At 52.3% G+C, this 25,869-nt stretch carries 26 protein-coding genes; 25 read left to right on the top strand and 1 reads right to left on the bottom strand.

The window, feature by feature from the left end; all coding sequences use genetic code 11:
- Window positions 1-140 precede the first annotated feature (140 nt).
- The 12 genes from KHS78_RS02420 to der all read left to right on the top strand — a co-directional run bounded on the left by KHS78_RS02420 (window position 141) and on the right by der (window position 11,612).
- Window positions 141-419, top strand: a complete 279-nt coding sequence (locus KHS78_RS02420; RefSeq protein WP_211824757.1) for a hypothetical protein — start codon at window positions 141-143, stop codon at window positions 417-419.
- Between the two features lie 91 nt (window positions 420-510).
- The gene (locus tag KHS78_RS02415) at window positions 511-1,416 is read left to right on the top strand and encodes a hypothetical protein (RefSeq protein ID WP_211824755.1); all 906 of its coding nucleotides are present in this window, start codon (window positions 511-513) and stop codon (window positions 1,414-1,416) included.
- A gap of 39 nt (window positions 1,417-1,455) precedes the next feature.
- Window positions 1,456-2,475: a hypothetical protein gene (locus KHS78_RS02410; protein WP_211824753.1), complete on the top strand. Its 1,020-nt coding sequence runs from the start codon at window positions 1,456-1,458 to the stop codon at window positions 2,473-2,475.
- Between the two features lie 415 nt (window positions 2,476-2,890).
- Window positions 2,891-3,331: a xanthine phosphoribosyltransferase gene (gpt, locus tag KHS78_RS02405; RefSeq protein ID WP_211824751.1), complete on the top strand. Its 441-nt coding sequence runs from the start codon at window positions 2,891-2,893 to the stop codon at window positions 3,329-3,331.
- 193 nt (window positions 3,332-3,524) lie between these two features.
- Window positions 3,525-3,956, top strand: a complete 432-nt coding sequence (ndk, locus tag KHS78_RS02400; protein ID WP_211824750.1) for a nucleoside-diphosphate kinase — start codon at window positions 3,525-3,527, stop codon at window positions 3,954-3,956.
- 37 nt (window positions 3,957-3,993) lie between these two features.
- Window positions 3,994-5,145, top strand: a complete 1,152-nt coding sequence (gene rlmN / locus KHS78_RS02395; protein ID WP_211824749.1) for a dual-specificity RNA methyltransferase RlmN — start codon at window positions 3,994-3,996, stop codon at window positions 5,143-5,145.
- A 10-nt stretch (window positions 5,146-5,155) separates the two neighbouring features.
- On the top strand, window positions 5,156-5,938 hold the full coding sequence (gene pilW / locus KHS78_RS02390; protein WP_211824748.1) for a type IV pilus biogenesis/stability protein PilW: 783 nt from the start codon (window positions 5,156-5,158) through the stop codon (window positions 5,936-5,938).
- Window positions 5,931-6,890, top strand: a complete 960-nt coding sequence (locus KHS78_RS02385; protein WP_211824747.1) for a RodZ domain-containing protein — start codon at window positions 5,931-5,933, stop codon at window positions 6,888-6,890. The genes pilW and KHS78_RS02385 overlap by 8 nt, the downstream gene beginning before the upstream one ends.
- A gap of 57 nt (window positions 6,891-6,947) precedes the next feature.
- Window positions 6,948-8,216: a histidine--tRNA ligase gene (gene hisS / locus KHS78_RS02380; RefSeq protein ID WP_211824746.1), complete on the top strand. Its 1,269-nt coding sequence runs from the start codon at window positions 6,948-6,950 to the stop codon at window positions 8,214-8,216.
- 24 nt (window positions 8,217-8,240) lie between these two features.
- A complete protein-coding gene (locus KHS78_RS02375; protein WP_211824745.1) occupies window positions 8,241-8,924 on the top strand; it encodes a YfgM family protein in 684 nt (227 codons plus the stop codon).
- A complete protein-coding gene (gene bamB / locus KHS78_RS02370; RefSeq protein WP_211824743.1) occupies window positions 8,921-10,084 on the top strand; it encodes an outer membrane protein assembly factor BamB in 1,164 nt (387 codons plus the stop codon). Before KHS78_RS02375 ends, bamB begins: the two co-directional genes overlap by 4 nt.
- A 109-nt stretch (window positions 10,085-10,193) precedes the next feature.
- Window positions 10,194-11,612 carry a ribosome biogenesis GTPase Der gene (gene der / locus KHS78_RS02365; RefSeq protein ID WP_211824740.1) on the top strand — a complete coding sequence of 473 codons (1,419 nt, stop codon included), beginning with the start codon at window positions 10,194-10,196 and terminating at the stop codon, window positions 11,610-11,612.
- 43 nt (window positions 11,613-11,655) lie between these two features.
- Here the strand turns inward: der and xseA are convergent, their stop codons facing one another.
- Complete coding sequence (xseA, locus tag KHS78_RS02360) at window positions 11,656-13,020, bottom strand: exodeoxyribonuclease VII large subunit (protein WP_211824738.1); 1,365 nt, start codon at window positions 13,018-13,020, stop codon at window positions 11,656-11,658.
- 219 nt (window positions 13,021-13,239) lie between these two features.
- Between xseA and guaB the strand changes: the two genes are divergently transcribed.
- From guaB to KHS78_RS02295, 13 genes are all read left to right on the top strand, one after another.
- Window positions 13,240-14,709: an IMP dehydrogenase gene (gene guaB / locus KHS78_RS02355; RefSeq protein ID WP_211824737.1), complete on the top strand. Its 1,470-nt coding sequence runs from the start codon at window positions 13,240-13,242 to the stop codon at window positions 14,707-14,709.
- A gap of 164 nt (window positions 14,710-14,873) precedes the next feature.
- Window positions 14,874-16,451, top strand: coding sequence for a glutamine-hydrolyzing GMP synthase (guaA, locus tag KHS78_RS02350; RefSeq protein ID WP_211824736.1), 1,578 nt, complete (start codon window positions 14,874-14,876; stop codon window positions 16,449-16,451).
- Window positions 16,452-16,798: 347 nt separating this feature from the next.
- Window positions 16,799-17,308: a ferredoxin-type protein NapF gene (napF, locus tag KHS78_RS02345; protein WP_211824735.1), complete on the top strand. Its 510-nt coding sequence runs from the start codon at window positions 16,799-16,801 to the stop codon at window positions 17,306-17,308.
- A 19-nt stretch (window positions 17,309-17,327) separates the two neighbouring features.
- Window positions 17,328-17,600 (top strand): chaperone NapD, encoded by a 273-nt coding sequence (locus KHS78_RS02340; protein WP_211824734.1) that lies wholly within the window; start codon window positions 17,328-17,330, stop codon window positions 17,598-17,600.
- 2 nt (window positions 17,601-17,602) lie between these two features.
- On the top strand, window positions 17,603-20,095 hold the full coding sequence (gene napA / locus KHS78_RS02335) for a nitrate reductase catalytic subunit NapA (protein ID WP_211824733.1): 2,493 nt from the start codon (window positions 17,603-17,605) through the stop codon (window positions 20,093-20,095).
- Window positions 20,096-20,099: 4 nt separating this feature from the next.
- Window positions 20,100-20,885 carry a ferredoxin-type protein NapG gene (gene napG / locus KHS78_RS02330; RefSeq protein WP_211824732.1) on the top strand — a complete coding sequence of 262 codons (786 nt, stop codon included), beginning with the start codon at window positions 20,100-20,102 and terminating at the stop codon, window positions 20,883-20,885.
- Window positions 20,882-21,745, top strand: a complete 864-nt coding sequence (napH, locus tag KHS78_RS02325; protein WP_211824730.1) for a quinol dehydrogenase ferredoxin subunit NapH — start codon at window positions 20,882-20,884, stop codon at window positions 21,743-21,745. The genes napG and napH overlap by 4 nt, the downstream gene beginning before the upstream one ends.
- Complete coding sequence (locus KHS78_RS02320; RefSeq protein WP_211824729.1) at window positions 21,745-22,218, top strand: nitrate reductase cytochrome c-type subunit; 474 nt, start codon at window positions 21,745-21,747, stop codon at window positions 22,216-22,218. The genes napH and KHS78_RS02320 overlap by 1 nt, the downstream gene beginning before the upstream one ends.
- Before the next feature lie 22 nt (window positions 22,219-22,240).
- Window positions 22,241-22,834 carry a NapC/NirT family cytochrome c gene (locus KHS78_RS02315; protein ID WP_211824728.1) on the top strand — a complete coding sequence of 198 codons (594 nt, stop codon included), beginning with the start codon at window positions 22,241-22,243 and terminating at the stop codon, window positions 22,832-22,834.
- Between the two features lie 26 nt (window positions 22,835-22,860).
- Window positions 22,861-22,995, top strand: coding sequence for a TIGR02808 family protein (locus KHS78_RS02310; RefSeq protein WP_211824726.1), 135 nt, complete (start codon window positions 22,861-22,863; stop codon window positions 22,993-22,995).
- Window positions 22,996-23,612: 617 nt separating this feature from the next.
- Window positions 23,613-23,900 carry a hypothetical protein gene (locus KHS78_RS02305; protein WP_211824724.1) on the top strand — a complete coding sequence of 96 codons (288 nt, stop codon included), beginning with the start codon at window positions 23,613-23,615 and terminating at the stop codon, window positions 23,898-23,900.
- A complete protein-coding gene (locus KHS78_RS02300) occupies window positions 23,897-24,574 on the top strand; it encodes an SDR family NAD(P)-dependent oxidoreductase (RefSeq protein ID WP_343216857.1) in 678 nt (225 codons plus the stop codon). The genes KHS78_RS02305 and KHS78_RS02300 overlap by 4 nt, the downstream gene beginning before the upstream one ends.
- Window positions 24,574-25,869: an ANL family adenylate-forming protein gene (locus tag KHS78_RS02295; protein WP_211824720.1), complete on the top strand. Its 1,296-nt coding sequence runs from the start codon at window positions 24,574-24,576 to the stop codon at window positions 25,867-25,869. Before KHS78_RS02300 ends, KHS78_RS02295 begins: the two co-directional genes overlap by 1 nt.

The following is a 25,869-nucleotide window of genomic DNA, read 5'->3' as shown; positions in this document are numbered from 1 at the left end:
AATTCCACAAGGCTCATGCCTTTCTGAAACTGGATTTTGTTCCTGGCCATGACACGTCTCCTAACCCAAGGAAAACCAGTGTCGTAAGTTTAGACGGGAGAATGGCTTATGTTAGGTGGTAATCAGGAAAATATTTAGGTATGCAGGAATTTGTTAAAAAATTTGATGCTAGATTTTTTGGGAAAACGGTGAAACGTATATTGAAAGGTGATCATTTTTTGTTGCCGTTTGAATTGCGGGAGAGTATTTCCGAATTTGAGGGTGAGGTCGATAAGGTTGCTGAGCAGATTTCGGAGCTCTCTGAAAGAATTGAAAAATTACATAGGGATATGCATAAGGAAGAATCGCTTGAGAGTGATAGTTCGTGGAGTGGTCGGGAGGCTAGAAGTGATAGCAGTCCATCAGTAATTGATTTATAAATTTTCTAGGTGCTTTGATTCTTGTTATTAGTAAGTTTTGAAGTTATGTAAAAAGATGGTGCTTTGTTTTAGGTTGTCATAGGTGAGTTGTATGGATGGTGCAAAAAAGGCCGAAATTTCAGGTTATATTAAAGAGTTGCAAGATTTCAGGCAGGTTGCTGTAGAAGCTTGTGAGACAAGTCCAGGTAGCCGGATCCTGTTGGGGGATAAAGAGCCGGGCGGGACTTATAAGGTGTGGGCAGTTTCCAAAAAAAAAGTGGGGCGGGGTTTATCGCGTTCAAAATCAGGAGTGGGTGATGCGTCGGCAAGTATGTCTTCTGAATCTGAGAAGGATAACAAAAAAAATGAAGTCGTTAGAAAACATTTGAAGGAATTGTTGGTTAAGTTTTTCCCTGAAGGAACTGCTTCAAGAGCATCGATTAACAATCTCTTACATGAAGACGAAAATAAATACGATATTACTGCCTGCATGGCAGTTGCTTATGTTGATGCCCCCTTTGATAGGATGCAAGGCTATTTGGGTTCGGGTGATATGGGGTTTAAATTGATGGATATTGAGAAGTTTTATGAGCAGCGTATTTCTCCTAGGATAGAGCGCGTTGCTAAATATTATACGGAGCTTCGAGATGGGGGGTTTGCAAAGAAATGTCCCGAGCGAGATAGGGAAATTTTTGCAGGTTTTGAAAAGATGTTGAAAGAACGGATGGAGCTTTTGTCTGGGCATGATAAATTGAGTGCAATGATTAGTAAGGTGAGAGGGAGTTGTGAAAGTACCCGGGGAGGTGTTAAAGATAATAAGTTGTGCATGAAATTGGCTGGTATGGTTGATGAATTCTCGAAGTTGGAGGGGCTGAGGAGGGATATGCATTCTCTATGTGACACTGTTGAGGGGTTTGAGAAGAATTTTCACGCATATAAAGTTGTTGTTGAAGTGGAAGATGGATCATCGGGCAGTAGTGATAATCAGCATGAGACTGTTGAAACGACGGAGATTTAGCTGGTATCAATTGTTGTTGTTTATTTCTGAGGTGTTTTGATGATTTCATTTCCTGATTCTGGAACGGCGCCTGACTGCTATAGGAAGTTGATTGATTTTGTTGAAGGTGCCGCTAAGGGAGAGTGCTCCGGATATCTGGTGCCTGTGAGCGAAGGTTCTGCCTTGATAGGTGTTCGTAATAGCAAGAAATATGATCGATCGATTAAGAGCGCTTTTCATGTTCAGGGGATATTTCATAATAAGGATAAGAATAAGGTGGTTAGACAATGTCTGAGATCTTTGCTTTTAGCGATTTTTCCTTCTGCACGCCCTTCAATTATTCATTTATTACATGAGAGGCAAAATAAGGTTTCGCTAACGGCACGGGCAGCACTATATGATATCGGTATTGCTTTGGATAAGGAGAGTGCTGCTTCTGTAGCAGAGGTTAGTGGCTTGCATAAAAAGGTTAATGATCGATTATCCAGTTTGCATTCGATTGTCCAGTCTGTAGATACATTACTTCGCAAAGGTTGGCAAGGTAGTGAATATGGAGAAAATCTGCATGATGATATCAAGCATAAAGCTTGGGATATGCAGAGTGTGCCTTTGTCCCAGGGATTGGTTGAGCTTAAAGGCGGAGTGGAAACGTTAGAGCACTGTAGAAAGATTTTGCCTCTAGGCGGGCTCTGGGCGGGAGCCACTAGTGCTTTAAAGCTATTTGGATCAATTAAGAAGAAGGATGAAGTTTCACGAGAAGAGCATGAGGCTTTTTCAGGGCAGTTAGTTTGTACGTTAGAGTCTGTAGCAAATTCTGCTGAGAGCTATAAATCAACGCTCACTGAGGTTGCTAATGCGTTACGCCGTAACCAGTCACAGGTTACTAATGTTACTGCATTATGTGGGCTTGTTTGTCCTGAGGTTGTGTTTCCGGAGCCTGATTGTAGTGAGTTAATGATCCAAACCCATTCTGGTTCTGAGACTGAGTCAGAAGAAGGGGCTGGCTCAGTGGGCAGTTTGTCGTCAGGAGTACTCGCTGATGTATTTAGCGAGGAAGACATTAAGCAAGTGTTGGACTGAATGTGCCTGTTAGGGGGTGCGAGTCAGTTCGTAGGCGACCCAGTAGACAAATAGCAGTGCCAGTAGTGCAGTCATCGTGATACGTGAAGAGTGTTGACAATATTTTCAGTATTATCTTTTGAGTATCTTGTTTAATGACAGCGAAAAATTTTTGCTGTCAGCATAACTTTCTTTGTTAGTTGTTTTCCTGAGGCTGGTAAGGCTCAGGTTGGGTCTGGCTATTGATATTTCTCTTCTATGTTGTCAGGTTTACCCCTCTTTATTGTTTGGATCAGTATTTGAACTGACGGACATTCCTCATGGACTCCTTCCTCCTGAATCCCTAGAATCGCCGTTTTTTTCGCCACGGGCATTCGGGCGTGCTTGGTTCTCGGTCCGGCTGTTGTGGTTTTGGTGGTTACAAGGGTCTACCGCAATGAGTGAACACGGTTATCATCAGGAAATGCACATCAGCTGGTCGGACTTTCATGCTGATACGAAAGCCCTGGCTGAAAAGCTGAAGGCGCAGCCCTGGAAAGGATTGCTGGCGATTACCCGTGGTGGTCTGGCGCCGGCGGCGGTGTTGTCCCGTGAGCTGGATATCGTCCATGTCGAGACAGTCTGCATTGTCAGCTATGACGGCAAGGCCCAGGGGGAGCTGAACCTGCTCAAGGGTGTTGAGCTGGAGAATGAGGGTGAAGGCTGGCTGGTCATCGATGACCTGGTGGATACCGGTAAAACCATCCGGATGGTCCGCGAACTGCTGCCTAAGGCCCATGTGGCGGCTATCTATGCCAAGCCTGCCGGCAAGGATCTGGCTGATACCTATCTCTCCGATGTGAGTCAGGATACCTGGGTCTTTTTCCCCTGGGAGTAACTTCCTGAAGGGCTTCCCGTTGGCGGAGCTGGGGTGTGCTTGCTCGCAAATACCGGATGCTTCGGTTAGAATCGCGCGACCAAGTGGCGGATAGTGGCGGATTTTCCGCGCTGTCAGCTGACAAGAATAACACCCAAAAGCCGGGCTGATGTCTGGCTTTTTGTCATCGGGAAGTCAATCGGGAGAACCTACCATGGCTATTGAACGTACACTGTCCATTATCAAGCCGGACGCCGTTGCCAAGAATGTCATCGGCGAAATCTACAGCCGTTTTGAGAAGGCTGGGCTTAAGATCATCGGTGCCAAGATGGTGCACCTGAGTCGCACGCAGGCGGAAGGCTTCTATGCCGAGCATAAGGAGCGCCCTTTCTTTGGTGATCTGGTTGCGTTCATGACCTCTGGTCCGGTCGTGGTGTCTGTCCTGGAAGGCGAAAATGCGGTTTTGGCCCATCGTGAACTGATGGGTGCGACCAACCCGAAAGAAGCGGCGCCCGGCACTATCCGTGCCGATTTCGCCAGTACGATTGATGAGAATGCCGTCCATGGGTCGGATTCTCCTGTGTCAGCGGAGCGAGAAGTCAGCTATTTCTTCCCTGGTGAAGAGATCTGCCCACGCACACGTTGAGTGGTTTGATTGTTGTTGTCCCCGGAGCGCCTGTTGAATGACGGCTGAAACTGTAAAAACTAACCTGTTGGGTCTGACCCAGTCCAAACTGGAGGAATTTTTCATCAGTATTGGTGAGAAAAAATTCCGCGCCCAGCAGGTGATGAAGTGGATCCATCATTTCGGGGTCGATAACTTCGACGAGATGAGCAATGTCAGCAAGGCCTTGAGAGAACGTCTCAAGGTCTGTGCTGAGATTCGTGGTCCGGAAGTGGTGTCCTGCGACTTTTCTGCGGATGGTACGCGCAAGTGGGTCGTGCGTGTGGCCAGCGGCAGTTGTGTCGAGACCGTGTATATTCCGGACGGCAAGCGAGGCACGCTCTGTGTCTCTTCCCAGGCGGGCTGTGCGCTGGATTGCAGTTTCTGCTCTACCGGTAAACAAGGCTTTAACTCTGACCTGACCGTGGCTGAAATTATCGGCCAGGTGTGGCTGGCGGCGAAGTCCTTTAACAATGTGCCGGCCAGGAGTGATCGCGCCATTACCAATGTGGTGATGATGGGCATGGGCGAGCCCCTGCTCAACTTCGATAATGTCATGGATTCCATGAATCTGATGATGGATGACCTGGGATATGGTTTGTCCAAGCGTCGGGTGACCCTCAGTACTTCCGGTGTGGTGCCGGCCATGCATCGCATGGTTGGTTTGACGGATGTCTCCCTGGCGGTATCACTGCATGCGCCGAATGATGCCTTGCGTAATGAGCTGGTACCCATCAACAAGAAGTATCCCCTGAAAGAACTGCTGGCGGCGATTCACGACTATATGTCCACGTTGTCTGATAAAAACCGGGTCGTCACTATTGAATATACCCTGCTCAAAGGCATCAATGATCAGCCGGAACATGCTGAGCAGATGATCGCCCTGCTCAGGGATGTACCCTGCAAAATTAACCTGATACCCTTTAATCCATTCCCCGGTTCGGGTTACGAACGTCCAAGTAATAATGCGATACGGCGTTTCCAGGTGATGTTGCTGGAAAAAGGCTTCAATACCACAGTTCGCAAGACGCGCGGTGACGATATCGACGCGGCCTGCGGGCAGTTAGTGGGCCAGGTCCAGGATCGTACCCGTCGCAGCGCCCGGTATCGGGATCAACAACAGCAAAACAGTGGAGCTGAGCCGGTCAAGGTGATGGGCATGGCTTCCTGACGGGATATGCATGAGAGACCGAAAGGACAATCTGAGTAAGGTACTTCTCCGGTTATGTGTCTGTGTTGTGGTGCTCCTGCCATTGGCCGGGTGTGTGACCACTTCGTCTGATACATCGTCGGATGACGACAATTATGAGCAGAAGAACCTTGAGATTGCCTACGGTTTTCTCACCCATGGTTATCCCCAGAAGGCGATTTCCCGCCTGGAAAAGATTCTTGAGCGCAACAGCCGTTCATCCCGCGCCTATGGTGTATTAGGTGTGGTCTATCAGAAGCAGGGCGAATATGCGTTGGCTGAGAGAAACTTTGAAAAATCGCTCGATTTGAACAGCGAAGACTCCGGTATCCGTAACAATTACGGTACTCTGCTGTTTGAGACAGGTCGTTATGATGAGGCAGAGGAAGCGTTTGAAGAGGTGACCCGGGATATCTACTATGATAACCGCAGTCGGGCCTTTGAGAATCTTGGTTTTGTGGCCCTGAAGCAGGGCGAGAAAGCCGAGGCCAAGGAGCGCTTCAGTCGGGCGCTGCGGCTACAGCCTAACCTGTCAGGTTCAAGCCTGGAGTTGGCCAGAATTTATTTCTCAGAGGGTTATTACCCCGAGGCGTTCAAACATTACCAGCAGTTTGATGCTTTCGGGCAGCAGACCCCTGACAGTCTCTGGCTGGGGATAAGGGTAGCGCGTGCAGTTGATCAAATGCCGCTTGCCGTTCAGTATGCGTCGACCTTGAGCAAGCTTTATCCCGGCTCAGATGAGTACCGAGAATACAGGCGTCGTTATAATGACTAACAGCGATAATAATAACCGGGAACCTTCTGACTCTCCTGTCATCGAAACGGAAGATGTCCGTGAGAGCCTGGGGGATTTGCTGAGGCAGTCCCGTGAAGGGAAAGGGCTTGATGTCCGTGAAGCTGCTGAAGCGTTAAAGATTTCTGTGGATTTTGTTCGTGCGCTGGAATCCGGGCACTATGAGGTGCTGCCCGGTGAGACGTTTATCAAAGGCTATCTGAAAGGGTACGCCAGACTGCTGGGGCTGGATGAAGAGGATGTGCTCGCCCGGTTCTCAATGGATGGCGTGTCTCGCGGTGAGATCGGTAAAAAGTCAGCGTATGATGCGGTGTCTCACCGACACAACCGCCGTGGACGAATCATGTTTACGGCGCTTTCGTTGGTTTTGCTGGGTGTAGTTGCTGGTGGTATTTACTGGTGGCAAGGCAATCAGGCGGGTGACATACAAATACCTGTGGCTGAGTCAGAATCAGCGCCTGTGCCGACGCCTGAGCAAGAGTTGTTTCCCAGTGAAGATTCACCCGCTGTCGGTGAAACTTCAGGGCAGGATTCTGCGCCTGCGATGTTAGAGGCTGAGCCTGCAGTGGTAGAGACTGCGTCGGATGATGACGTGGTTGAGGTTGCTCAACCTGAACCATCGGTCCTGATAGCTTCAGCACCAGAGCAGGCAAAAAAAGTGGCTGATGAAGAGGTCGTCGCTTCTGATGATCATCGTCTGGTCATTCGGTTTCGTGCCGACTGCTGGGTTCAGGTCAAGGGGGCGGACAATAAAGTGCTCTTTGCTGACCTGAAACGGGCGGACTCGGAGCTGGATATGAGGGCCGAAAAAGGGCCTGTCAGTATTCTTTTCGGCGATGTATCCGCCGTTCAGAGTGTATATTTCAACGGTAAACCGGTCACACTGGATAAGCCCGTCTCTGGAAAGAAGGTGGGACGGTTGAAGCTGGGCTGATCAGCCTGGCTTCAGAGGTTGTTTGTTTGATCGAAGCAGTAAAGAAGGACAGTCACATTGGCTAAACAGCTGCAGGCCATTCGCGGCATGAATGATATTCTTCCGGAACAGACGCCGGTATGGCGCTATCTGGAGGATACGGTTCGCGGTTTGCTCGGACGTTATGGCTACCAGGAACTGCGGGTTCCTGTGGTCGAATTCACCAGCCTGTTTGCCCGGGGTATCGGTGAGCATACCGATGTGGTCGAAAAGGAAATGTATACCTTTTCTGATCGCAATGATGAAAGCCTGACCCTGCGGCCTGAAGCCACGGCGGGCTGCGTACGTGCCGGTATCCAGCACGGTCTGTTTTATAACCAGATTCAGCGCCTGTGGACCATGGGGCCCATGTTTCGCTATGAAAAGCCCCAGAAAGGCCGTTACCGTCAGTTCCATCAGGTCAGTGTGGAAACCTATGGCATGGCAGGGCCGGACATTGATGCCGAGCTGATTCTCATGACCGCTGCGCTCTGGCGTGACCTGGGGCTGGCTGACAAGGTAAGCCTGGAACTGAATACGCTGGGTAGTGCTGAGGCGCGTGCGCGCTATCGTGATGGGTTAGTTGATTATCTGAAAGCCCACGAAGAGGTGTTGGATGAGGACAGCAAACGTCGTATGACAACGAACCCGCTGCGTGTACTGGATTCCAAGGATGAAAGTACCCGTCGTGTTCTGGAAGGTGCGCCGCTGCTGCATGATTATCTGGATGAGGAGTCCCGTGTTCAGTTTGAACAGTTGCGGGCTATCCTTGACCGTGCTGGCATCGAGTATGTGGTTAACCAGAAGCTGGTTCGTGGGCTGGACTACTACAACAAGACGGTCTTTGAATGGGTGACCGATGCATTGGGCTCCCAGGGCACCGTCTGTGGTGGTGGCCGTTATGACGGCTTGGTCGAGCAGCTGGGAGGTAAAACCGTTCCTGCCTGTGGTTTTGCCATGGGTATTGAGCGCTTGGTTCTGTTGCTGGAAACCCTGAATCTGGTGCCTGACACTGTGCACGCTCCTGTCGACGCGATTATCATTCCCCTGGGCAATGTGCTGCCCTATGCCATGACGGTGGCTGAGCAGCTGCGTGCCAGCCAGTCCCGGCCCCGGGTGTTAATGAGTTGTGGTGGCGGCAGTCTGAAGAGCCAGATGAAGCGGGCTGACAAATCCGGTGCAGCGCTGGCGTTGATCGTAGGCGAAGATGAAGCAGAAAAAGGGCTGGTCACGGTGAAGTACCTCCGCGAGGAAAAGGCGCAGGAAGCCTGTACTCCGGAAGATGTTCTCGCGCTGCTGGCTGTGTAGGGTTGCGAATACCGGGAGTAGAGTGTGGATAGTTTAAGGACAGAAGAGGAACAGCTGGACGCTATCAAGGCGTTCTGGAAGAACTATGGTTCTGCCATATTGCTGGGTCTGGTAGTGTCTCTGGGTTCTGTGTATGGCTACAGGGCATGGCAGAATCATCAGAAAGAACAGGCGCAGACAGCATCAGCGCTTTATCAGGAATTGCTGGATATTGTTGTGGCCGGACAGGGGCAGCCGTTGACGGATGAGCAGAAAGCCACTTTCGAGCATCTGAGCAAGACCCTGCAGACAGACTTCGAAAGTTCCGTCTATGCTCAGTTTACGGCACTGTTTAAAGCGCGCAACGCGGTGGTTGATGGCGATCTGGACTCGGCCGCCAACGAACTGGAGTGGTTGCTACTGCAAAAGCCCGGGCGTGAGATTGAGATTGTTGCGCGGCTGCGTATGGCGCAGGTACTGCTTGCCCAAGGTGGTCAAGAGAAGCAGACTGAAGCCTTGGAACTGCTGGATCAGATTACGCAGCCCGGCGCATTCAAAGCGACCTACGGTGAAGTTCGGGGCGATGTGCTGTTGGCTCTGGGGCGTAAAGATGAGGCAAGAGAGGCTTATCAGTCGGCGGTTGATGCTGCTGGTGTCGCGGGCACACAGCGCCCTCTTGCACAAATGAAACTGGATGATCTTGCCGAGCGGAAGGAAATAAGCAAGTGAAACGCAATCCTGTCGCCAATCTAAAGGCACTGTTGCTCGTTGGGGCTACCATAGGGCTGTCTGCCTGTAGCATGTTTTCCAAGGATGAGGAGACGCTGGCGCCGAATCCATTGCCGGATATCAAGGCCGAAGTGAAAGTGGATGAGGTCTGGAGTCGCAGCATTGGTGATGGTCAGGGTAAAGCCTGGCTGAAACTGGAGCCAGCGGTTGATGGCGATACGCTCTATGTGGCGGATGCCGAAGGTCTGGTCATGGCCTTGCGAAGCGACAATGGCAAGGTTTTGTGGCGGCAGGCGCTGGAAACCTCGGTGGGTGGCGGAGTGACCGCTGCGGACGGGCTGGTTCTGGTGGGAACGCTGGATGGGCATGTTATTGCCCTGAAGCAGGATGATGGTTCAGAGATCTGGCGGGCGCCGGTCACCAGTGAAGTGCTGGGTGCACCTGCAACAGATGGACGGATTGTCGTCGTACAGACCATTGATGACAAGCTGACGGGCTTTTCGGCTGAAGATGGCAGCAAGCTGTGGCAGCAAGATACACTGCAGCCGTTGTTGACTCTGCGTGGCAGCAGCTCGCCTTTGGTGGTTGATGGTACCGTTTTCGCCGGCTTTGCCAATGGCGAGGCGCGGGCTTACCGGGCGGGCAACGGTTCGCTGGTCTGGGAAGGCCGTGTGGCGGTGCCCCAGGGCAGCTCTGAACTTGAGCGAATGGTTGATGTGGATGGTACTCCGGTGATGACCGGTGGCGCACTCTACATGGTCAGTTATCAGGGCAATGTGGTTGCGCTGGATCCAGATAGCGGACGCATCCGTTGGGCGCGAGAAGCCTCCAGTTTCCAGGGTTTGGCTGAAGGGTTTGGCAACCTGTACCTGTCTGATGACAAGAGCATCCTGTCAGCGGTTGATCAGCGGACCGGTAGTGTTATCTGGAGTCAGAAAGACCTTGAGCGTCGCCAGCTGAGTGGTCCTGCCACATGGAGCAGTTACGTTCTGGTGGGTGATTACGAGGGTTACCTGCACGTGGTATCCCAGTTGGATGGCCAGCTGCTGGGTCGCAAGAAAATTGATTCATCCGGTATCCGGGCCAAGCCCGTGGTAGCCGGGGACATGATTTATGTCTACGGAAATGGTGGAGAGTTGTCAGCCTTGCAAATCCGCTGATATCTCACCCGATGCCATAGTCAGAACATGCCGCGATTGATCGTTAATGTACGGCTGCCCGAGGGCAGCCGTTTGCTATTTCAGTATTTGTAGTATTCGGAACAGACTTATGCTTCCTGTGATTGCCCTTGTCGGGCGACCCAATGTGGGGAAATCCACGCTATTTAACCGGCTGACGCGTTCTCGCGATGCGATTGTGGCTGACTATGAAGGATTGACCCGGGACCGGAAATACGGTGAAGGGCGCCAGGGCGACAGAGCGTATATCGTGATTGATACCGGCGGTATCAGCGGTGACGAGGAAGGCATTGACGCGGCTATGGCCAGTCAGTCGCTCGCGGCGATTGATGAAGCGGATGCGGTCTTCTTTATTGTTGATGCTCGTGCCGGTTTGACTTCAGCCGATGAGATGATTGCTGATCACCTGCGCCGTCAGGGTAAGTCAGCCTGGCTCGTGATGAACAAGGTGGATACGGTTGACCCGGATTCTGCGGCCAGCGAATTCTATGGCCTGGGCCTGGGTGATCCGCGCCCGATTGCCGCTGCTCATGGGCGTGGTGTTCGTACGCTCATCGAAGAGGCTCTGCATGAGTTTCCGGATTCCAAGGTTGTTGAAGAAGACGTTGATTCCGAAAAAGGCATCAAGATGGCTGTGGTGGGCCGTCCCAATGTGGGTAAGTCCACACTGGTCAACCGGATGTTAGGTGAAGACCGGGTGGTTGTTTATGATCAGGCCGGTACGACCCGTGACAGTGTTTATATTCCTTACGAACGTTTTGAAAAGCGTTATACCCTGATTGATACCGCCGGTGTTCGACGCCGAGGCAGGGTGTCTGAAGGTGTTGAGAAATTCTCTGTCATCAAGACGCTACAGGCGATGGAAGACGCCAATGTTGTGATTCTGGTGCTGGATGCCCGGGAAGGGATCGTGGATCAGGATCTGCACCTGCTGGGCTTCGTGCTGGATAGTGGTCGCGCACTGGTGATTGCCCTGAATAAATGGGATGGTATGACACAGGATGAGCGTCAGCAGGTGAAGACCGAGCTGGAGCGTCGTCTGTCATTCATCAACTTTGCCCGAATACATTTTATCTCTGCCAAGCATGGTACTGGTGTTGGGCATTTGTATGAATCTGTTGAAGAAGCGTATGAGGCGGCAACCTCGCGTTGGTCAACCAACCAGCTGACCCGTACTCTGGAAGATGCGGTGGCCAGCCATCAGCCACCACTGGTGCGTGGACACCGGATCAAGCTGCGGTATTGCCACCTTGGCGGGACCAATCCGCCGACATTGGTCATTCATGGTAACCAGACAGGTGATGTTCCCTTGTCCTATAGGCGTTACCTCGAAAACACCTACCGTCGTGTCCTCAATATCATGGGTACTCCAGTACGTATTGAGTTCAAGACCAGCGAGAATCCGTTTGCCGGTCGTAAGAACAAGCTGAATGAACGCCAGATCAAGAAGAAGCAGCGTCTGGTGCAGCACATCAAGAAAATCGAGAAAAAGAAGAAAAAGAAACGCTAAATAAAAAAGGAGGGGAAACCCTCCTTTTTTATATGAAGCGTATTTAGTGGGTTTCAGTGACTGAGCAAACCAGATGTCCTTCGGAAAGACTTACCTTGATATTGTCACCTTCGGCAACGGTTTGGCTTTTTCGGATAATCTTTCCGTCAGGCGTCTGGGCCATGGCATATCCGCGAGATAGAGTGGCTAATGGGCTGAGGGTTTCCAGTTGGCCTGTCAAGTGTGCCATATCTTGTTTTAGTCGGGACAGCAGGCTTTGCATGCTGGCATTCAGGCGCAGATCGAAATGACGGTTTTGGAGTTTAAGCTGTTGCACGAAGTGCAGTGGCGAAGCCTGCCGCAGGTGCTTGTCTGCGGAGATAAGAGCATTATGTCGCGTTAGCAGTTGATGCCGCATGGCGTGTTGCAGGCGAATTGACAGATCATCCAGTCGCTGACTGTGTTCCTGAAGTTTCTGGCCAGGGTGGCGCAGACGGTTTTTCAGGGCATTCAGAGCTTGCTGCTGCAGATGGAGGCGGGTGCCGATGAGTGAGGTCAGTTTTCTCTGGTAAATGCGCAATGTTTGTCGCCAGTCTTCCTGGTTCTGGCTCAGGATTTCAGCGGCTGCTGAAGGGGTGGGTGCGCGGTGGTCTGCCACAAAGTCTGCGATGGTGAAATCAATCTCATGGCCAACGGCGCTGACAACAGGGATTGGGCAGGCCGCAATGGCCCTGGCAACCACCTCCTCGTTAAAGGGCCAGAGATCCTCCAGGGAACCGCCGCCCCGTCCGACAATCAGCGAATCAATACCTGCGACGTTTTCGGCCAGCTGAAGTGCGCGTACGATTTGCCCTGCAGCTTCGTTGCCCTGAACGGCAGTAGGGATGATAGTGATGCGTGTAGCGGGAAAGCGGCGCTTGAGAATTGTCAGGATGTCACGAATGGCGGCGCCAGTCGGCGAAGTGATAACGCCGACATGTTTGGGCATACTGGGAAGTGGTTGTTTCCGGCTGTCATCGAACAGCCCTTCCTGCGCCAGTTTGTTTTTCAGTTCTTCAAAGGCGCGACGCAGCGCGCCTTCCCCGGCCTCTTCCATATGATCGACGATCAGCTGGTAATCCCCGCGCCCCTCATACAGGCTGACCCGTGCACGCACCAGCACCTGCAGGCCTTCCCTGGGTAGAAAGCGAATCCGTTGGTTGCTGTTGCGAAACATGGCTGCCCGCACCTGGGCTGAAGGATCTTTCAGTGTGAAATACCAGTGGCCGGATGCGGGGCGTACAAAATTAGAGATTTCGCCTTCAATCCAGATGGAAGGAAAGCTGATTTCCAGCAGTCGTTTGGCCTGACGGTTGAGTTCAGAAACGCTGATGACGTTGCGCTGGCTGGTGCCGGAAGCGGCGGAAGCGGGAGGGGGGAAACGATCCATGGGCAGGTCCTTCCGGCAAGTCAACAGGCTGCCCGCATAATCTGGGCACACAAACCCTCCTATTATCCTTTATTTTTTTGAAAAATATAAGAATTGTTGGCGCTATGGGGCGCAGTTATAATTGATGGAATTTACCTTTCTGGCAGATGCGGTTCTACTCCGGAAGGGAACCGCCTGACCCCCTTTTCATCCGGCTATATCTTGATTCGGAAGGCAAACATGTTGCGTATTGCTCAGGAAGCTCTCACTTTTGATGATGTTCTTCTCGTTCCCGGCTATTCCGAAGTTCTGCCCAGAGACGTGTCTCTTAAGACGCGGATCACCAAGGGTATCGAACTTAATATCCCGTTGATCTCCTCAGCGATGGATACGGTCACCGAGGCGCGCCTGGCCATTGCCATGGCACAGGAAGGCGGACTGGGTATTATCCACAAAAACATGACCATAGAGCAACAGGCAGCTGAAGTTCGCAAGGTCAAAAAGCATGAAAGTGGTGTGGTAAAGGATCCCATCACCATCGATACCCGTGCCACCGTTCGTGATTTGCTGGAACTTTACCGCCAGTATGACATCTCCGGCGTGCCGGTTATGGACAACGGTGACCTGGTGGGTATCGTGACCAGCCGTGATGTTCGTTTTGAAGAAGATCTGACCAAGAACGTGGCCGATATCATGACGCCCCGTGAGCGTCTAGTGACTGTCGTTGAAGGCACCAGCCAGGAAGAAGCCCGTAAGTTGCTGCAAAAGCACCGTATTGAAAAGGTGCTGGTAGTGAGCGAGCAGGGCAAGCTGGTGGGCATGATGACCGTCAAGGATATCCGCAAGGCTCAGGATTACCCCAATGCCTGCAAGGATGAGCACGGTCAGCTGCGTGTCGGTGCAGCCGTTGGCACTGGCCCGGAAACCCCTGACCGTGTCGCAGCGCTGGTTGCGGCGGGTGTCGATGTCATCGTTGTTGATACAGCACACGGCCACTCACGGGGTGTGATTGACCGGGTGCGTTGGGTGAAGGAAACCTACCCGAGCCTGCAGGTGATTGGTGGCAATATTGCCACTGCTGAAGCTGCCAAAGCGCTGGCTGAAGCGGGTGCCGATGGTGTGAAAGTGGGCATCGGCCCGGGTTCAATCTGCACCACCCGTATCGTAACCGGTATTGGCGTGCCGCAGATTTCTGCAGTGGCCAATGTGGTTGAAGCGTTGAAAGATACCGATGTACCGGTTATTGCCGATGGTGGTATCCGCTATTCCGGTGATGTTGCCAAAGCCGTTGTCGCTGGCGCCCATGTCATCATGGTTGGCAGCATGCTGGCCGGTACCGATGAGGCGCCGGGTGAAATCATTCTGTACCAGGGCCGTAGTTATAAGTCCTACCGTGGTATGGGCTCCATGGGGGCCATGGCCCAGGCGCAGGGTTCCAGCGACCGTTACTTCCAGGATGCTAACGCCGGCGTTGAAAAACTGGTGCCGGAAGGTATCGAAGGCCGTGTTCCTTACAAGGGTACACTCAGCGCTATTGTCCACCAGTTGGTGGGTGGCCTGCGTGCGGCCATGGGCTATACCGGTTCCATCGATATCGACACCATGCGGACACAGCCTGAATTTGTCCGGGTCACCAATGCTGGCATGAGCGAATCCCATGTCCACGATGTGACCATTACCAAGGAAGCCCCTAACTACCGGGTACGCTGATCACAGCGTCTGGTCATAGATGCTGGCAGGGTGATGGTTGCCATGCCAGCAGTGATACCTATTTAGCCTTGTGGTGACTGGTCGGGAAACCTTTCCGGCGTAATGAGGTCATCACAATAAGAACTTGCTGATGACGAATACGGCAGGTGTGCACAGGAGTTCTCATGTCCGTTGATATTCACTCACAAAAAATCCTGATACTGGACTTTGGGTCCCAGTATACCCAGCTGATTGCCCGTCGCGTTCGTGAGATTGGCGTTTATTCCGAAATTCATGCCTTTGATATGGATGCGCAGGCCATTCGCGAGTTTGCGCCTAAGGCCATCATCCTTTCTGGTGGACCTGAAAGTGTAACGGCAGAAGATACCCCGCGGGCGCCGTCCGTTGTCTTTGAAATGGGTGTGCCGGTACTGGGTATCTGCTATGGCATGCAGACCATGGCGGAGCAGCTCGGTGGCAAGGTGTCTTGCTCTGACCTGCGTGAATTTGGTTACGCAGGCGTCAATATCAAGCATGGCAGCGGTCTTCTGACCGGTATTGAAGACCATGTGGCGGATGATGGCACACTGAGTCTGGATGTCTGGATGAGTCACGGCGACAAGGTTTCCGCTATGCCGGAAGGCTTTGTTCTGATGGCGTCCACTGAGTCCTGTCCGATTGCCGCGATGGCAGATGACAGTCGTCACTTTTATGGTCTTCAGTTCCACCCTGAAGTCACTCATACCAAACAGGGCGGTCGTATTCTTGAGCGCTTTGTGATCGATATTGCCGGCTGTGAAAAGCTCTGGACACCCGCGCGTATCATTGAGGATGCTGTTGCTCGAGTCCGCGAACAGGTGGGAGACAAGCGTGTGTTGCTGGGTCTGTCCGGCGGTGTCGATTCCAGTGTCGTGGCAGCACTGCTGCATAAGGCGATTGGCGAGCAACTGATTTGTGTTTTTGTTGATAATGGCTTGCTGCGCTTGAATGAAGGCGACCAGGTCATGGCGATGTTTGCTGAGAACATGGGTGTGCGTGTCATTCGAGCAGAGGCCGGTGATCGCTTCCTGAACAACTTGAAAGGCGAGGCCGATCCGGAGCAGAAGCGCAAGATTATCGGTAATACTTTCATCGACGTGTTTGATGAAGAGTCCAACCGTCTGGATGGCATTGAGTTTCTTGCCCAGGGCACGATCTATCCTGATGTCATTGAGTCAGCCGCCAGCAAGACCGGCAAGGCGCATGTGATCAAGTCTCACCACAATGTGGGTGGCCTGCCGGAAGATATGAAAATGTCGCTGGTGGAACCTCTTCGCGAGTTGTTCAAGGATGAAGTCCGCAAGATTGGTCTTGAGCTGGGTCTGCCTTATGACATGGTTTACCGTCATCCTTTCCCGGGACCGGGTCTGGGTGTGCGCATCCTGGGTGAAGTGAAAAAAGAGTATGCGGATACGTTGCGTAAGGCAGATGCAATCTTCATTGAAGAGCTGCATAAAGCCGATCTCTATCACAAGGTGAGCCAGGCCTTTGCGGTCTTCTTGCCAGTTAAATCGGTAGGTGTTGTGGGCGATGCCCGTCGCTATGAGTACGTGGTTGCACTGCGGGCGGTGGAAACGATTGATTTCATGACTGCGCGCTGGGCGCATCTGCCATATGACTTCCTTGAGCGAGTATCTGGTCGGATCATCAATGAGATTCCCGGTATCTCTCGGGTAACCTACGATATCTCCAGCAAGCCACCGGCAACCATTGAGTGGGAATAATCGATAAATAGAGCTCAGTGTAAGCTTTTTCGGTTCTGAATCTGTCAACATATAGATAAACCCCGCCTGTTCAGGCGGGGTTTTTTGTATGGGGCTACGGGGTTGAAATCTGGACTTATTTGATTCAAAGAAAGCCCTGACCCTTCATTGAATCACATTAGTTTTTTGAACATTCAAACAAGGAAGATCAAAAGGTGAAGCCTGCTCATCAGAACAGGTCAGGAATCAGACGGAATCTTTACAAAATGCGGGTTAAATAGCCGAAAACTGGAGGATTATTGATATAGGTCAAAAGTTTGCGTAGGTTTAGCCGTAACAATCTAATACCCATATAAAAATAAATACTATTGAGGTCAGATATTATTAATTCTAAACGACGGTGGCTTCTCAGGGGGCGGTTTGGTGCTGAGCACGAAACCTTACGCCCACCATGGGCAGTTACCGAAGACAATTTTCTTGACCTCTGCACCCGTTGCGGCGATTGCATCCGTACCTGTCCGGAACAGATTATCAAGCCTGGTTCAGGCCGTTTTCCCGAAATTGATTTTAACCAGGGTGAATGCACCTTCTGCGCCGAATGCGTGGATGTCTGCGAGCCCGGCGCGTTACTGCGTTCAGCGGACAGTGCGCCCTGGCAACTGGCGCCAGAGATCAGTCAGCGTTGTCTGGCCCATAACCGGACGGTATGCCGAACCTGCGGTGAACAGTGTGAACCGGAAGCCATTGCCTTTCGCCCGGTTCTTGGTGGCATCTCCAGTCCGCAGGTTGATGAGCAAGCCTGTACCGGTTGTGGCGCCTGTCAGGGCGCCTGTCCGGTCAATGCCATCGCGATCCGGCCGATGACAGGAGCTGAGTAATGAATAAGGACAGATCGATATGAAAAACCATGATGTTTCCGAAGCCATTGCCGGTTACAGCATCAGTGGCCTTCTGGTACACACCCGCCCGGACAATCGCAGCGATGTGATGGATCGGTTGAGCCAGTTGCAGGGCGTCGAGGTTCATATCGCTGAGGCGTCCGGCAAGCTGATTGTTACGGTGGAAGAAGAGCCCGGTGAACGCACCATGATTGAGGGTATTGAACGTGTCCGGTTAACGGCTGGCGTTGTATCCACCGCCCTGATTTATACCCATACGGAGCAGGCATAGCCATGAAGCAGAATCGAAGGGATTTTATCAAGAGCAGCGCCGTGGCGGCGACAGCGGCGGCAGCCGGTGTCGCCATGCCTGCGGGAGCAACCAACCTGATCACCCGAAGCAGTGAGACGGATATCCGCTGGGATAAGGCACCCTGCCGCTTCTGCGGCACAGGTTGTAGTGTATTGGTTGGCGTTAAGAATGGCCGCATGGTCGCTTCCCAGGGGGATCCGGATGCGCCAGTCAACAAAGGGTTGAACTGCATCAAGGGCTATTTCCTGCCCAAGATCATGTACGGCTCAGATCGCCTGACCACACCGCTGCTGCGAATGACGGACGGTAAGTATGACAAGGAAGGGGAATTTACGCCGATCTCCTGGGATGCTGCCTTCGACATTATGGCGGAGAAGTTCAAGGCCACGCTGAAGGCCAAGGGGCCAGACGCTGTCGGGATGTTTGGCTCAGGGCAGTGGACAGTCTGGGAGGGGTATGCTGCCTCCAAGCTGATGAAAGCCGGGTTCCGTACCAATAATATCGACCCTAATGCCCGCCATTGCATGGCCTCGGCGGTCGGCGGCTTCATGCGGACGTTTGGAATCGATGAACCCATGGGTTGCTATGACGACCTTGAGCATGCCGATGCCTTTGTGCTCTGGGGCTCCAACATGGCGGAAATGCATCCGATCCTCTGGTCACGTCTGACGGATCGTGCGTTGAGTGCTGAACACGTCAAGGTCGCGGTAATGTCGACCTTCAAGCACCGTTCCTGTGAGTTGGCGGATTATTCGATCATCTTCAAGCCGCAGGCGGATCTCGCCATCGGTAACTTTATTTGTAATTACATTATCCAGAACAACAAGGTTAATAAGGACTTTATCGGTAAACACGTTAACTTCCGGGAAGGTGTGACCGATATTGGCTACGGCCTGCGCCCTGAGCATCCGCTGGAGCAGAAAGCGAAAAATGCTGGCAAGGGAGCCTCAAAGCCGATTGACTTCAATGCCTTTGCCAAGTTCGTCAGTGAATACACGGTCGAGAAGACGGCAGAGCTTTCCGGTGTGTCTGAAAAAGACCTGCTGGCATTGGCAGAGCTCTATGCCGATCCGAACCGCAAGGTGATGTCCCTGTGGACCATGGGGGTCAACCAGCACACCCGTGGTGTCTGGATGAACAACATCATCTACAACATCCACTTGTTGACCGGAAAGATTTCCGAACCCGGCAACAGCCCGTTCTCTCTCACGGGTCAGCCATCTGCTTGCGGTACCGCCCGTGAGGTTGGGACCTTTGCCCACCGTCTGCCTGCCGACATGGTGGTCAAGAAAAAGGAACATCGGGATAAGGCGGAGCATATCTGGAAGCTGCCGGAAGGCACGATTCCGTCCAAGGTTGGTTATCACGCCGTTCTGCAGAACCGAATGCTGAAAGACGGCAAGCTCAATGCCTACTGGGTCATGTGCAACAACAACATGCAGACGGCCCCCAACATGAATGAAGAGGGGTATCCCGGTTACCGTAATCCGGACAACTTTGTGGTGGTATCCGACCCCTATCCAACCGTGACGGCCCAGGCGGGGGATCTGATCCTTCCAACCGCCATGTGGGTGGAAAAGGAGGGCGCCTATGGTAATGCAGAGCGCCGGACCCAGTTCTGGTATCAGCAGGTGAAGGCACCGGGTGAGGCTAAATCCGATCTCTGGCAGCTGATGGAATTTTCCAAGCGCTTCAAGGTGGAAGAGGTCTGGCCGGAAGAACTCCTGGCCAAAAAGCCGGAGTACCGCGGAAAAACCCTGTTTGACATCCTTTATGCCAATGGCCAGGTGAATCGGTATCCGCTGGATGAGATCCATCCGGAACGGGATAACGATGAAGCGAAGCACTTTGGCTTTTATGCCCAGAAAGGGCTTTTTGAAGAATATGCCATCTTTGGTCGCGGCAAGGCACATGACCTGGCGCCGTTTGAGATGTACCACAAGGCCCGCGGTCTGCGCTGGCCGGTGGTGGATGGCAAGGAAACCCTCTGGCGCTTCCGTGAAGGCTATGACGCCTATGTGAAAAAAGGGGAAGAGGTGCGCTTCTATGGTAAGCCCGATGGCAAGGCCTGGATCTTTGCTCTTCCTTATGAGCCGCCGGCAGAAATCCCGGATGATGAATACGATCTCTGGCTGTCGACCGGGCGGGTACTGGAGCACTGGCATTCAGGCACCATGACGCGACGGGTGCCTGAGCTGTACCGTGCTTTCCCGGATGCCGTTGTCTTCATGCACCCGGATGACGCGCAGCAGCGTGGACTACGCCGGGGCATGGAGGTCAAGGTGGTGTCACGGCGGGGTGAGATGCGTTCCCGGGTAGAAACCCGTGGTCGAAATCGTCCGCCGAAAGGGTTGATCTTCATCCCCTTCTTCGACGCAGCCCAGCTGGTCAACAAGCTGACACTGGATGCGACGGATCCGCTTTCCAAGGAAACGGATTATAAGAAGTGTGCGGTCAAGGTCATGAAGGCCTGACACCATGACAGGCGCACCCCGCGACCCGGACAGTCATCACGCGGATGTCCAGCGACGCACGTTGAGTCGGCGCCGGTTCCTGGCGGGAACCGCGCAGGCTGCCTGCGCCGCTGGGATCGCGGGGCTGGGTTTGACGTTGCTGGTCAGCCCCGGTCGCAGTCAGGGCGCACAGGCCTTGCGGCCACCCGGCGCCTTGCCGGAGCCGGACTTCCTGGGGGCTTGCCTGCGCTGTGGGTTGTGCGTTGAGGCGTGTCCCTGGGACATCCTGACGCTGGCGACTTTTTCAGATCCCGCGGTGACGGGGACGCCTTACTTCGAGGCCCGGGAAAACCCCTGCCTGATGTGTGATGACATTCCCTGTGTACCGGCCTGTCCCAGTGGGGCGCTGGATCCTGCGCTGACCGATATCAATGAAGCACGGATGGGACTGGCTGTCCTGATTGATCGCCAGAACTGTCTCAACCTGCAGGGGCTTCGTTGCGATGTCTGTTACCGTGTCTGCCCGCTGTTGGATGAAGCCATCTTGCTGGTGGTTTCACGTAACAGTCGAACCGGTCGGCACGCGGTCTTTGAACCCGTCGTTAACCCGGACATTTGCACCGGTTGTGGCCAGTGTGAAAAAGCCTGTGTGCTGGATACTGCGGCTATCAAGGTGCTGCCACGGGAGCTGGCGCTGGGTGAAGCAGGGAATCACTATCGGCTGGGTTGGGAGGAGAAGGATAAGGCCGGCGAATCGCTCATTCCTGAGGCGCTGGACCTGCCGGATCGGTTGCCGGGAGGTGGCTTATGAATACCTGGCCGGGTAAGGAAGCCATTGTCGTAAAAGGTTGGCTGAAAGCGCATCAGTGGTTGCTGTTACGCCGGTTGTCGCAGCTGACGATCATGGGACTCTTTCTTCTGGGACCCCTGGTCGGTGTCTGGTGGCTGAAAGGAAACCTGAGCGCCAGCATGGTATTGGACACGGTACCTCTGGCGGATCCGCTGGCCGTGCTGCAAAGCCTGTTCAGTGGGCATTTGCCGGAATGGACAGCGTTGGCAGGGGCCGCCATTGTGGCCGGGTTTTATACCCTGGCAGGGGGGCGGGTTTTTTGCAGCTGGGTGTGCCCGGTCAATATGATCACCGATGCTGCTGCCAGCCTGCGCCGGAAACTGGGGATTCGAACCAGTCACAAGTTATCCCGCAAAGCGCGTCTCTGGCTGCTGGGGACAGTATTGCTGACGCCTGTGGCGACGGGGATGATCGCCTGGGAATGGATCAATCCTGTTTCACAGCTTAGCCGTGGACTGCTGTTCGGCATGGGGACGGGGTGGTTCCTGGTGATGGCTGTTTTTCTGCTGGATCTGCTGGTCACACGGCATGGCTGGTGTGGTCACCTGTGTCCTTTGGGGGCTTTCTATGCCCAACTGGGGCGCATAAGTCCCCTGCGTGTTTCGGCGACACGGCGACAGCAGTGTGATGATTGCATGGACTGTTATGCCGTATGCCCGGAAGCACAGATCTTGCCTCCGGCACTGAAAGGTGAGGCTAAAGGCATCGGCCCCGAGCTGATCGCAACCGATTGCACCCGGTGCGGACGTTGTATCGACGTCTGTGCCAGGGACGTTTTTGAATTCAGAACACGATTTTCCCGACAGGCGGAGAAGCACTAATGCATAACGTATTGAATGAAAAAAAGAATGGACTCCGTGCCGTGCTGCTTGCCGGCCTGCTCTCTATTCTGGGCGTTACAGGAACGGTCCACGCTGAAGATGTGCACTCGCTGCGTGGTGCCCCTGAGCTGGATGTGGTGCCGCCGGCGGAACCGATGAAAAAAATACACCGGGACCAGGAGACGATTGCGAGGGATTATGTGCTGCAGCCTCCCCTTATTCCTCATCAGATCCGCGGTTACCGGATCGACAAGAACAGCAATAAATGCCTGAGCTGCCATAGCTGGAAGAACTACAAGCAGACCGGGGCCACCAAGATCAGTATTACCCACTTTGAAACCCGTGACAGTAAACAGTTGGCGGATGTTTCACCGCTCCGGTATTTCTGTACCCAGTGCCATGTGACACAGGCAGATGCCAAACCCCTGATCAAGAACCGCTTCAAGTCTGTTGACACCTTGAACAACGAATAAGATCCGGACGGAAGGCTGACACATGAAAATACCTGCAGTGATAACGCGCTACTGGCGCATTCTGACCCGGCCCGCCGCCATTGCTCTCTGGGCCATCCTGGCCTTTGGCTTTGTCGCCGGCATTGTTTTCTGGGGTGGTTTCAATACCGGTCTGGAGATGACCAACCAGGAGGAGTTCTGCATCGGTTGTCACGAGATGAAGAACAACGTGTACGAGGAGTACAAGGAAACCATCCATTACAGCAATCGCTCCGGCGTGCGCGCCAGCTGTCCGGACTGTCACGTGCCCAAAGAGTGGGGACCCAAGATTGTCCGGAAAATTCAGGCCAGCAAGGAACTTTGGGGCAAGATGACGGGCAAGATTGACACCCGTGAGAAATTCGAGGCTCACCGGCTGGAAATGGCAACCCGAGAATGGGCCAGGATGAAAGGCAATGATTCCCAGGAGTGTCGTAACTGCCATAACTTTGAGTATATGGATTTCTCTGAGCAGGGGCAGCGTTCCATGAAAATGCACAGCTCTGCGTTGGCGTCAGGTGAGAAAACCTGTATTGACTGCCACAAGGGTATTGCCCATGAATTGCCGGATATGAGCGGCATTGAAGGCTGGCAGTAAGCCGGATAACACTAAGGAGTTTACCCATGAGCACACTGGAAGCGATTATCTGGAATATTCTGGGCTACTCTGCAATGCCCCTGATCTTTCTCGGTGGTTTTGCGGCCACGGCGGTTGTTGCCTGTTTCCTGATTTCCAAGCTGGAAAAGAAAGAGCACTGACGGACACGTGATACGCCGTTATAGTCTCCGTTGACACCGTGAGCGCCTGTTACTCTGAATCCTGTCTTTGCTGGCAAGGGTTGGTGACATGGCGCAAGCGGTTACCTTCCTACCTTCATCTTCTTTTCATTTCTAAATGCCATACTTACCATTCTGCTACCCGCAAGCATGATTGGTTGCGGTGTCAGTGCCATTCATAAAATCGGTGAAATATACGTGTTTCGCTGTCGCGAAGTTTTCTGTGGGGTATATGGCGAGAGCTTCCTTCTGGTAGAAGTGTGCTGTTTAAGAATCTCAGGAGTGATCTTGCCCCGAGATCACCAGTGAAAGGAAATACCGCCAAAGCGGATTCAGCGAGTCAGCGCCGTCAGCTGGTGCGTCATCTAAGTGTACTGGGTTTTTGATCGACTGATGTTTAGTATAAGTATTGAGGTAGAGGGAATATGTAAGGAGACGTTAGCATGGATGCAGGGACGAATTAAAAGACGAAATGGGGCCGCTTGAGCAATAGATGGTTGAAGCTAATAAGCGTGTAGCATTGAAGAACGTGAAAGTGCTGTGGAAACTGTTTAGCTTCACAACTGAGATGCTGAAAGGTGCTTTGGCAGAAGGCAGGGATGAAAATGAATATAGATGGAGCTAAAAAGATTGTCAGGGAAGCTATTGCAACTGCATTAGAGGGAAAGTCGGAAGTATCAGACAGCATGCAGTTGATCGGTGGAGCATCCCTTCTTGATTCAATGAAACTCGTGGAAGTCTGTCTTGCTCTTGAAGACTTTGCAGATGAACTCGGATTTGAATTTGATTGGACATCTGAGGCTGCAATGTCTAAATCGCGCAGTATGTTCAGAACGGTTGAGAGTCTTGCAGAAGAATTTGCAAATCAGTCGGAGGGTAAACTGTGATCTTGGTAACTGGGGCTAGTCGGGGGCTCGGTGAGGCTGTTTGCACTAGATTGATCGAGCGTGGTGAGCGAGTGATTGGATTGGCTCGTTCTACCAATGGATTGAGTTTTGAAGGGATTGAATGCGACGTCAGTGATTACGCTTCAGTTAAAAACGCTGCTCGTACGGTTAAAAAGTTCGGCGAACCCGTTACTGCTATGGTGAATGCTGCCGGGGTGGCGTCGATGAATATGGCTGTCACGACCGATGAATCAACAGTTCAACGACTGATACAAACAAATCTTGTGGGCACTATTTACTGTTGTCAGCTTTTTGCACCGATTCTGTTGCGACAAAGGCAAGGGTCTTTTATCAATTTCTCAACGATTGCTGTAGCGTTAGCGTTGAAGGGAGAGTCCGTTTACGCAGCATCAAAGGCGGGCGTTGAGGCTTTTTCTCGAACCTTTGCCCGTGAAGTCGCTGATTTTAACGTTAGAGTGAATTGCATTGCTCCAGGTCCGATACGTACCGATCTATTGCGTGGCATTACAGATACTCAGATAGAGAAGATAACCTCCCAACAAGTAATACAAAGACAATTTCAGAAAGATGATGTTTGCGACCTTGTTGAACTGTTAATTGATGAAAAAGCGTCATCCTTAAGTGGGCAAACACTTAATGTTGGAGGCGTGTAATGGATTTGATAGCGAAGCTGAAAGCACGATGGACTGATACGGATTATCCCTTTCTTATCCATTCTGAGGGCGAGTTGAGGTTCTCTGATATTGCGTCACAAGCGAGGGTGGATTTAGACAAAATAAAGTCTGGCGAAGTGGTTGCGCTTATTGGTGATTTTGATCCTCAATCTATATCTACACTACTTTACCTGATTGATAAGAATGTCATTTTAGTGCCTCTGACAACCGATACGCGACCGCAGCACGACTACTTTTTTGAGTCAGCATTGGTCGATGTGGTTGTCGAGGGTGATAGCGTTAAACGCTTAAAAAATGAGAATAAGCACGAGTTAATCGAGCAGCTGAGAGAAAAGAATCATGCTGGTCTTGTCCTTTTTTCAACTGGAACAACTGGGCGCCCAAAAGCCATTCTACACGATTTGACGTTCTTTCTAAGACGATTCGAAACACCTCGTCAGACGTTACGTACCATAAATTTTTTGCTGTTTGATCATATTGGCGGTCTCAATACATTACTGCATACGCTGTTTAATAAGGGAACGGTTATTGCTCCGAAATCCCGTAGTGTTGAAGAGGTGCTAGTGACGTGTGAGCGTCATGATGTTGAGGTGTTGCCCACAACACCCACTTTTCTTCGAATGATGTTAATGAGTGGGCTAATACCCGATCACGTTCCACCCTCACTGAAAATCATTACCTACGGTACCGAGCGTATGGATCAGCCAACGCTTGATGCACTATGCGATGTTTTGCCAGACGTCGATTTTAGGCAAACCTTTGGGATGTCTGAACTTGGGATCGTCAGGGTGAAAAGCGAGGCAAGAAACAGCTTGTTTATGAAAGTGGGAGGAGAAGGCGTTGAGACGCGTGTGGAGGATGACGTCTTGGAGATACGCTCCTCAACAAGAATGCTTGGGTATCTAAACGCACCAAGTCCTTTTGATGCTGAAGGCTGGTACAACACGAAAGATATCGTAGAAGAAAAGAGCGGTTACTACAAAGTCACTGGACGAACATCCGAGGTGATAAACGTAGGTGGACTTAAGTTCATGGCTTCTGACGTTGAGCGAGTCGCATTACAGTTCGACGGCGTTGAGTTGGCGAAAGCTGAGGGAAAACCTAATCCGATTACTGGCCAGCATGTCGAACTGACGGTGCAACCGAAGCCTGATTTCGATCTGGATAAAGGCAAATTGAAATCTTATTTAGCGTCTGTCTTATCAAATCATATGGTGCCCCAGCGACTGAAGGTCAGCTCAGTGAGTGTTGGGCATAGGTTTAAGAGGGCGTAA

Source organism: Kistimonas asteriae (assembly GCF_018263925.1).
Lineage (GTDB): Bacteria > Pseudomonadota > Gammaproteobacteria > Pseudomonadales > Endozoicomonadaceae > Kistimonas > Kistimonas asteriae.
The sequence above is the reverse complement of the archived record's forward strand: the minus strand, read 5'-3'. Positions and strand labels throughout refer to the sequence as shown.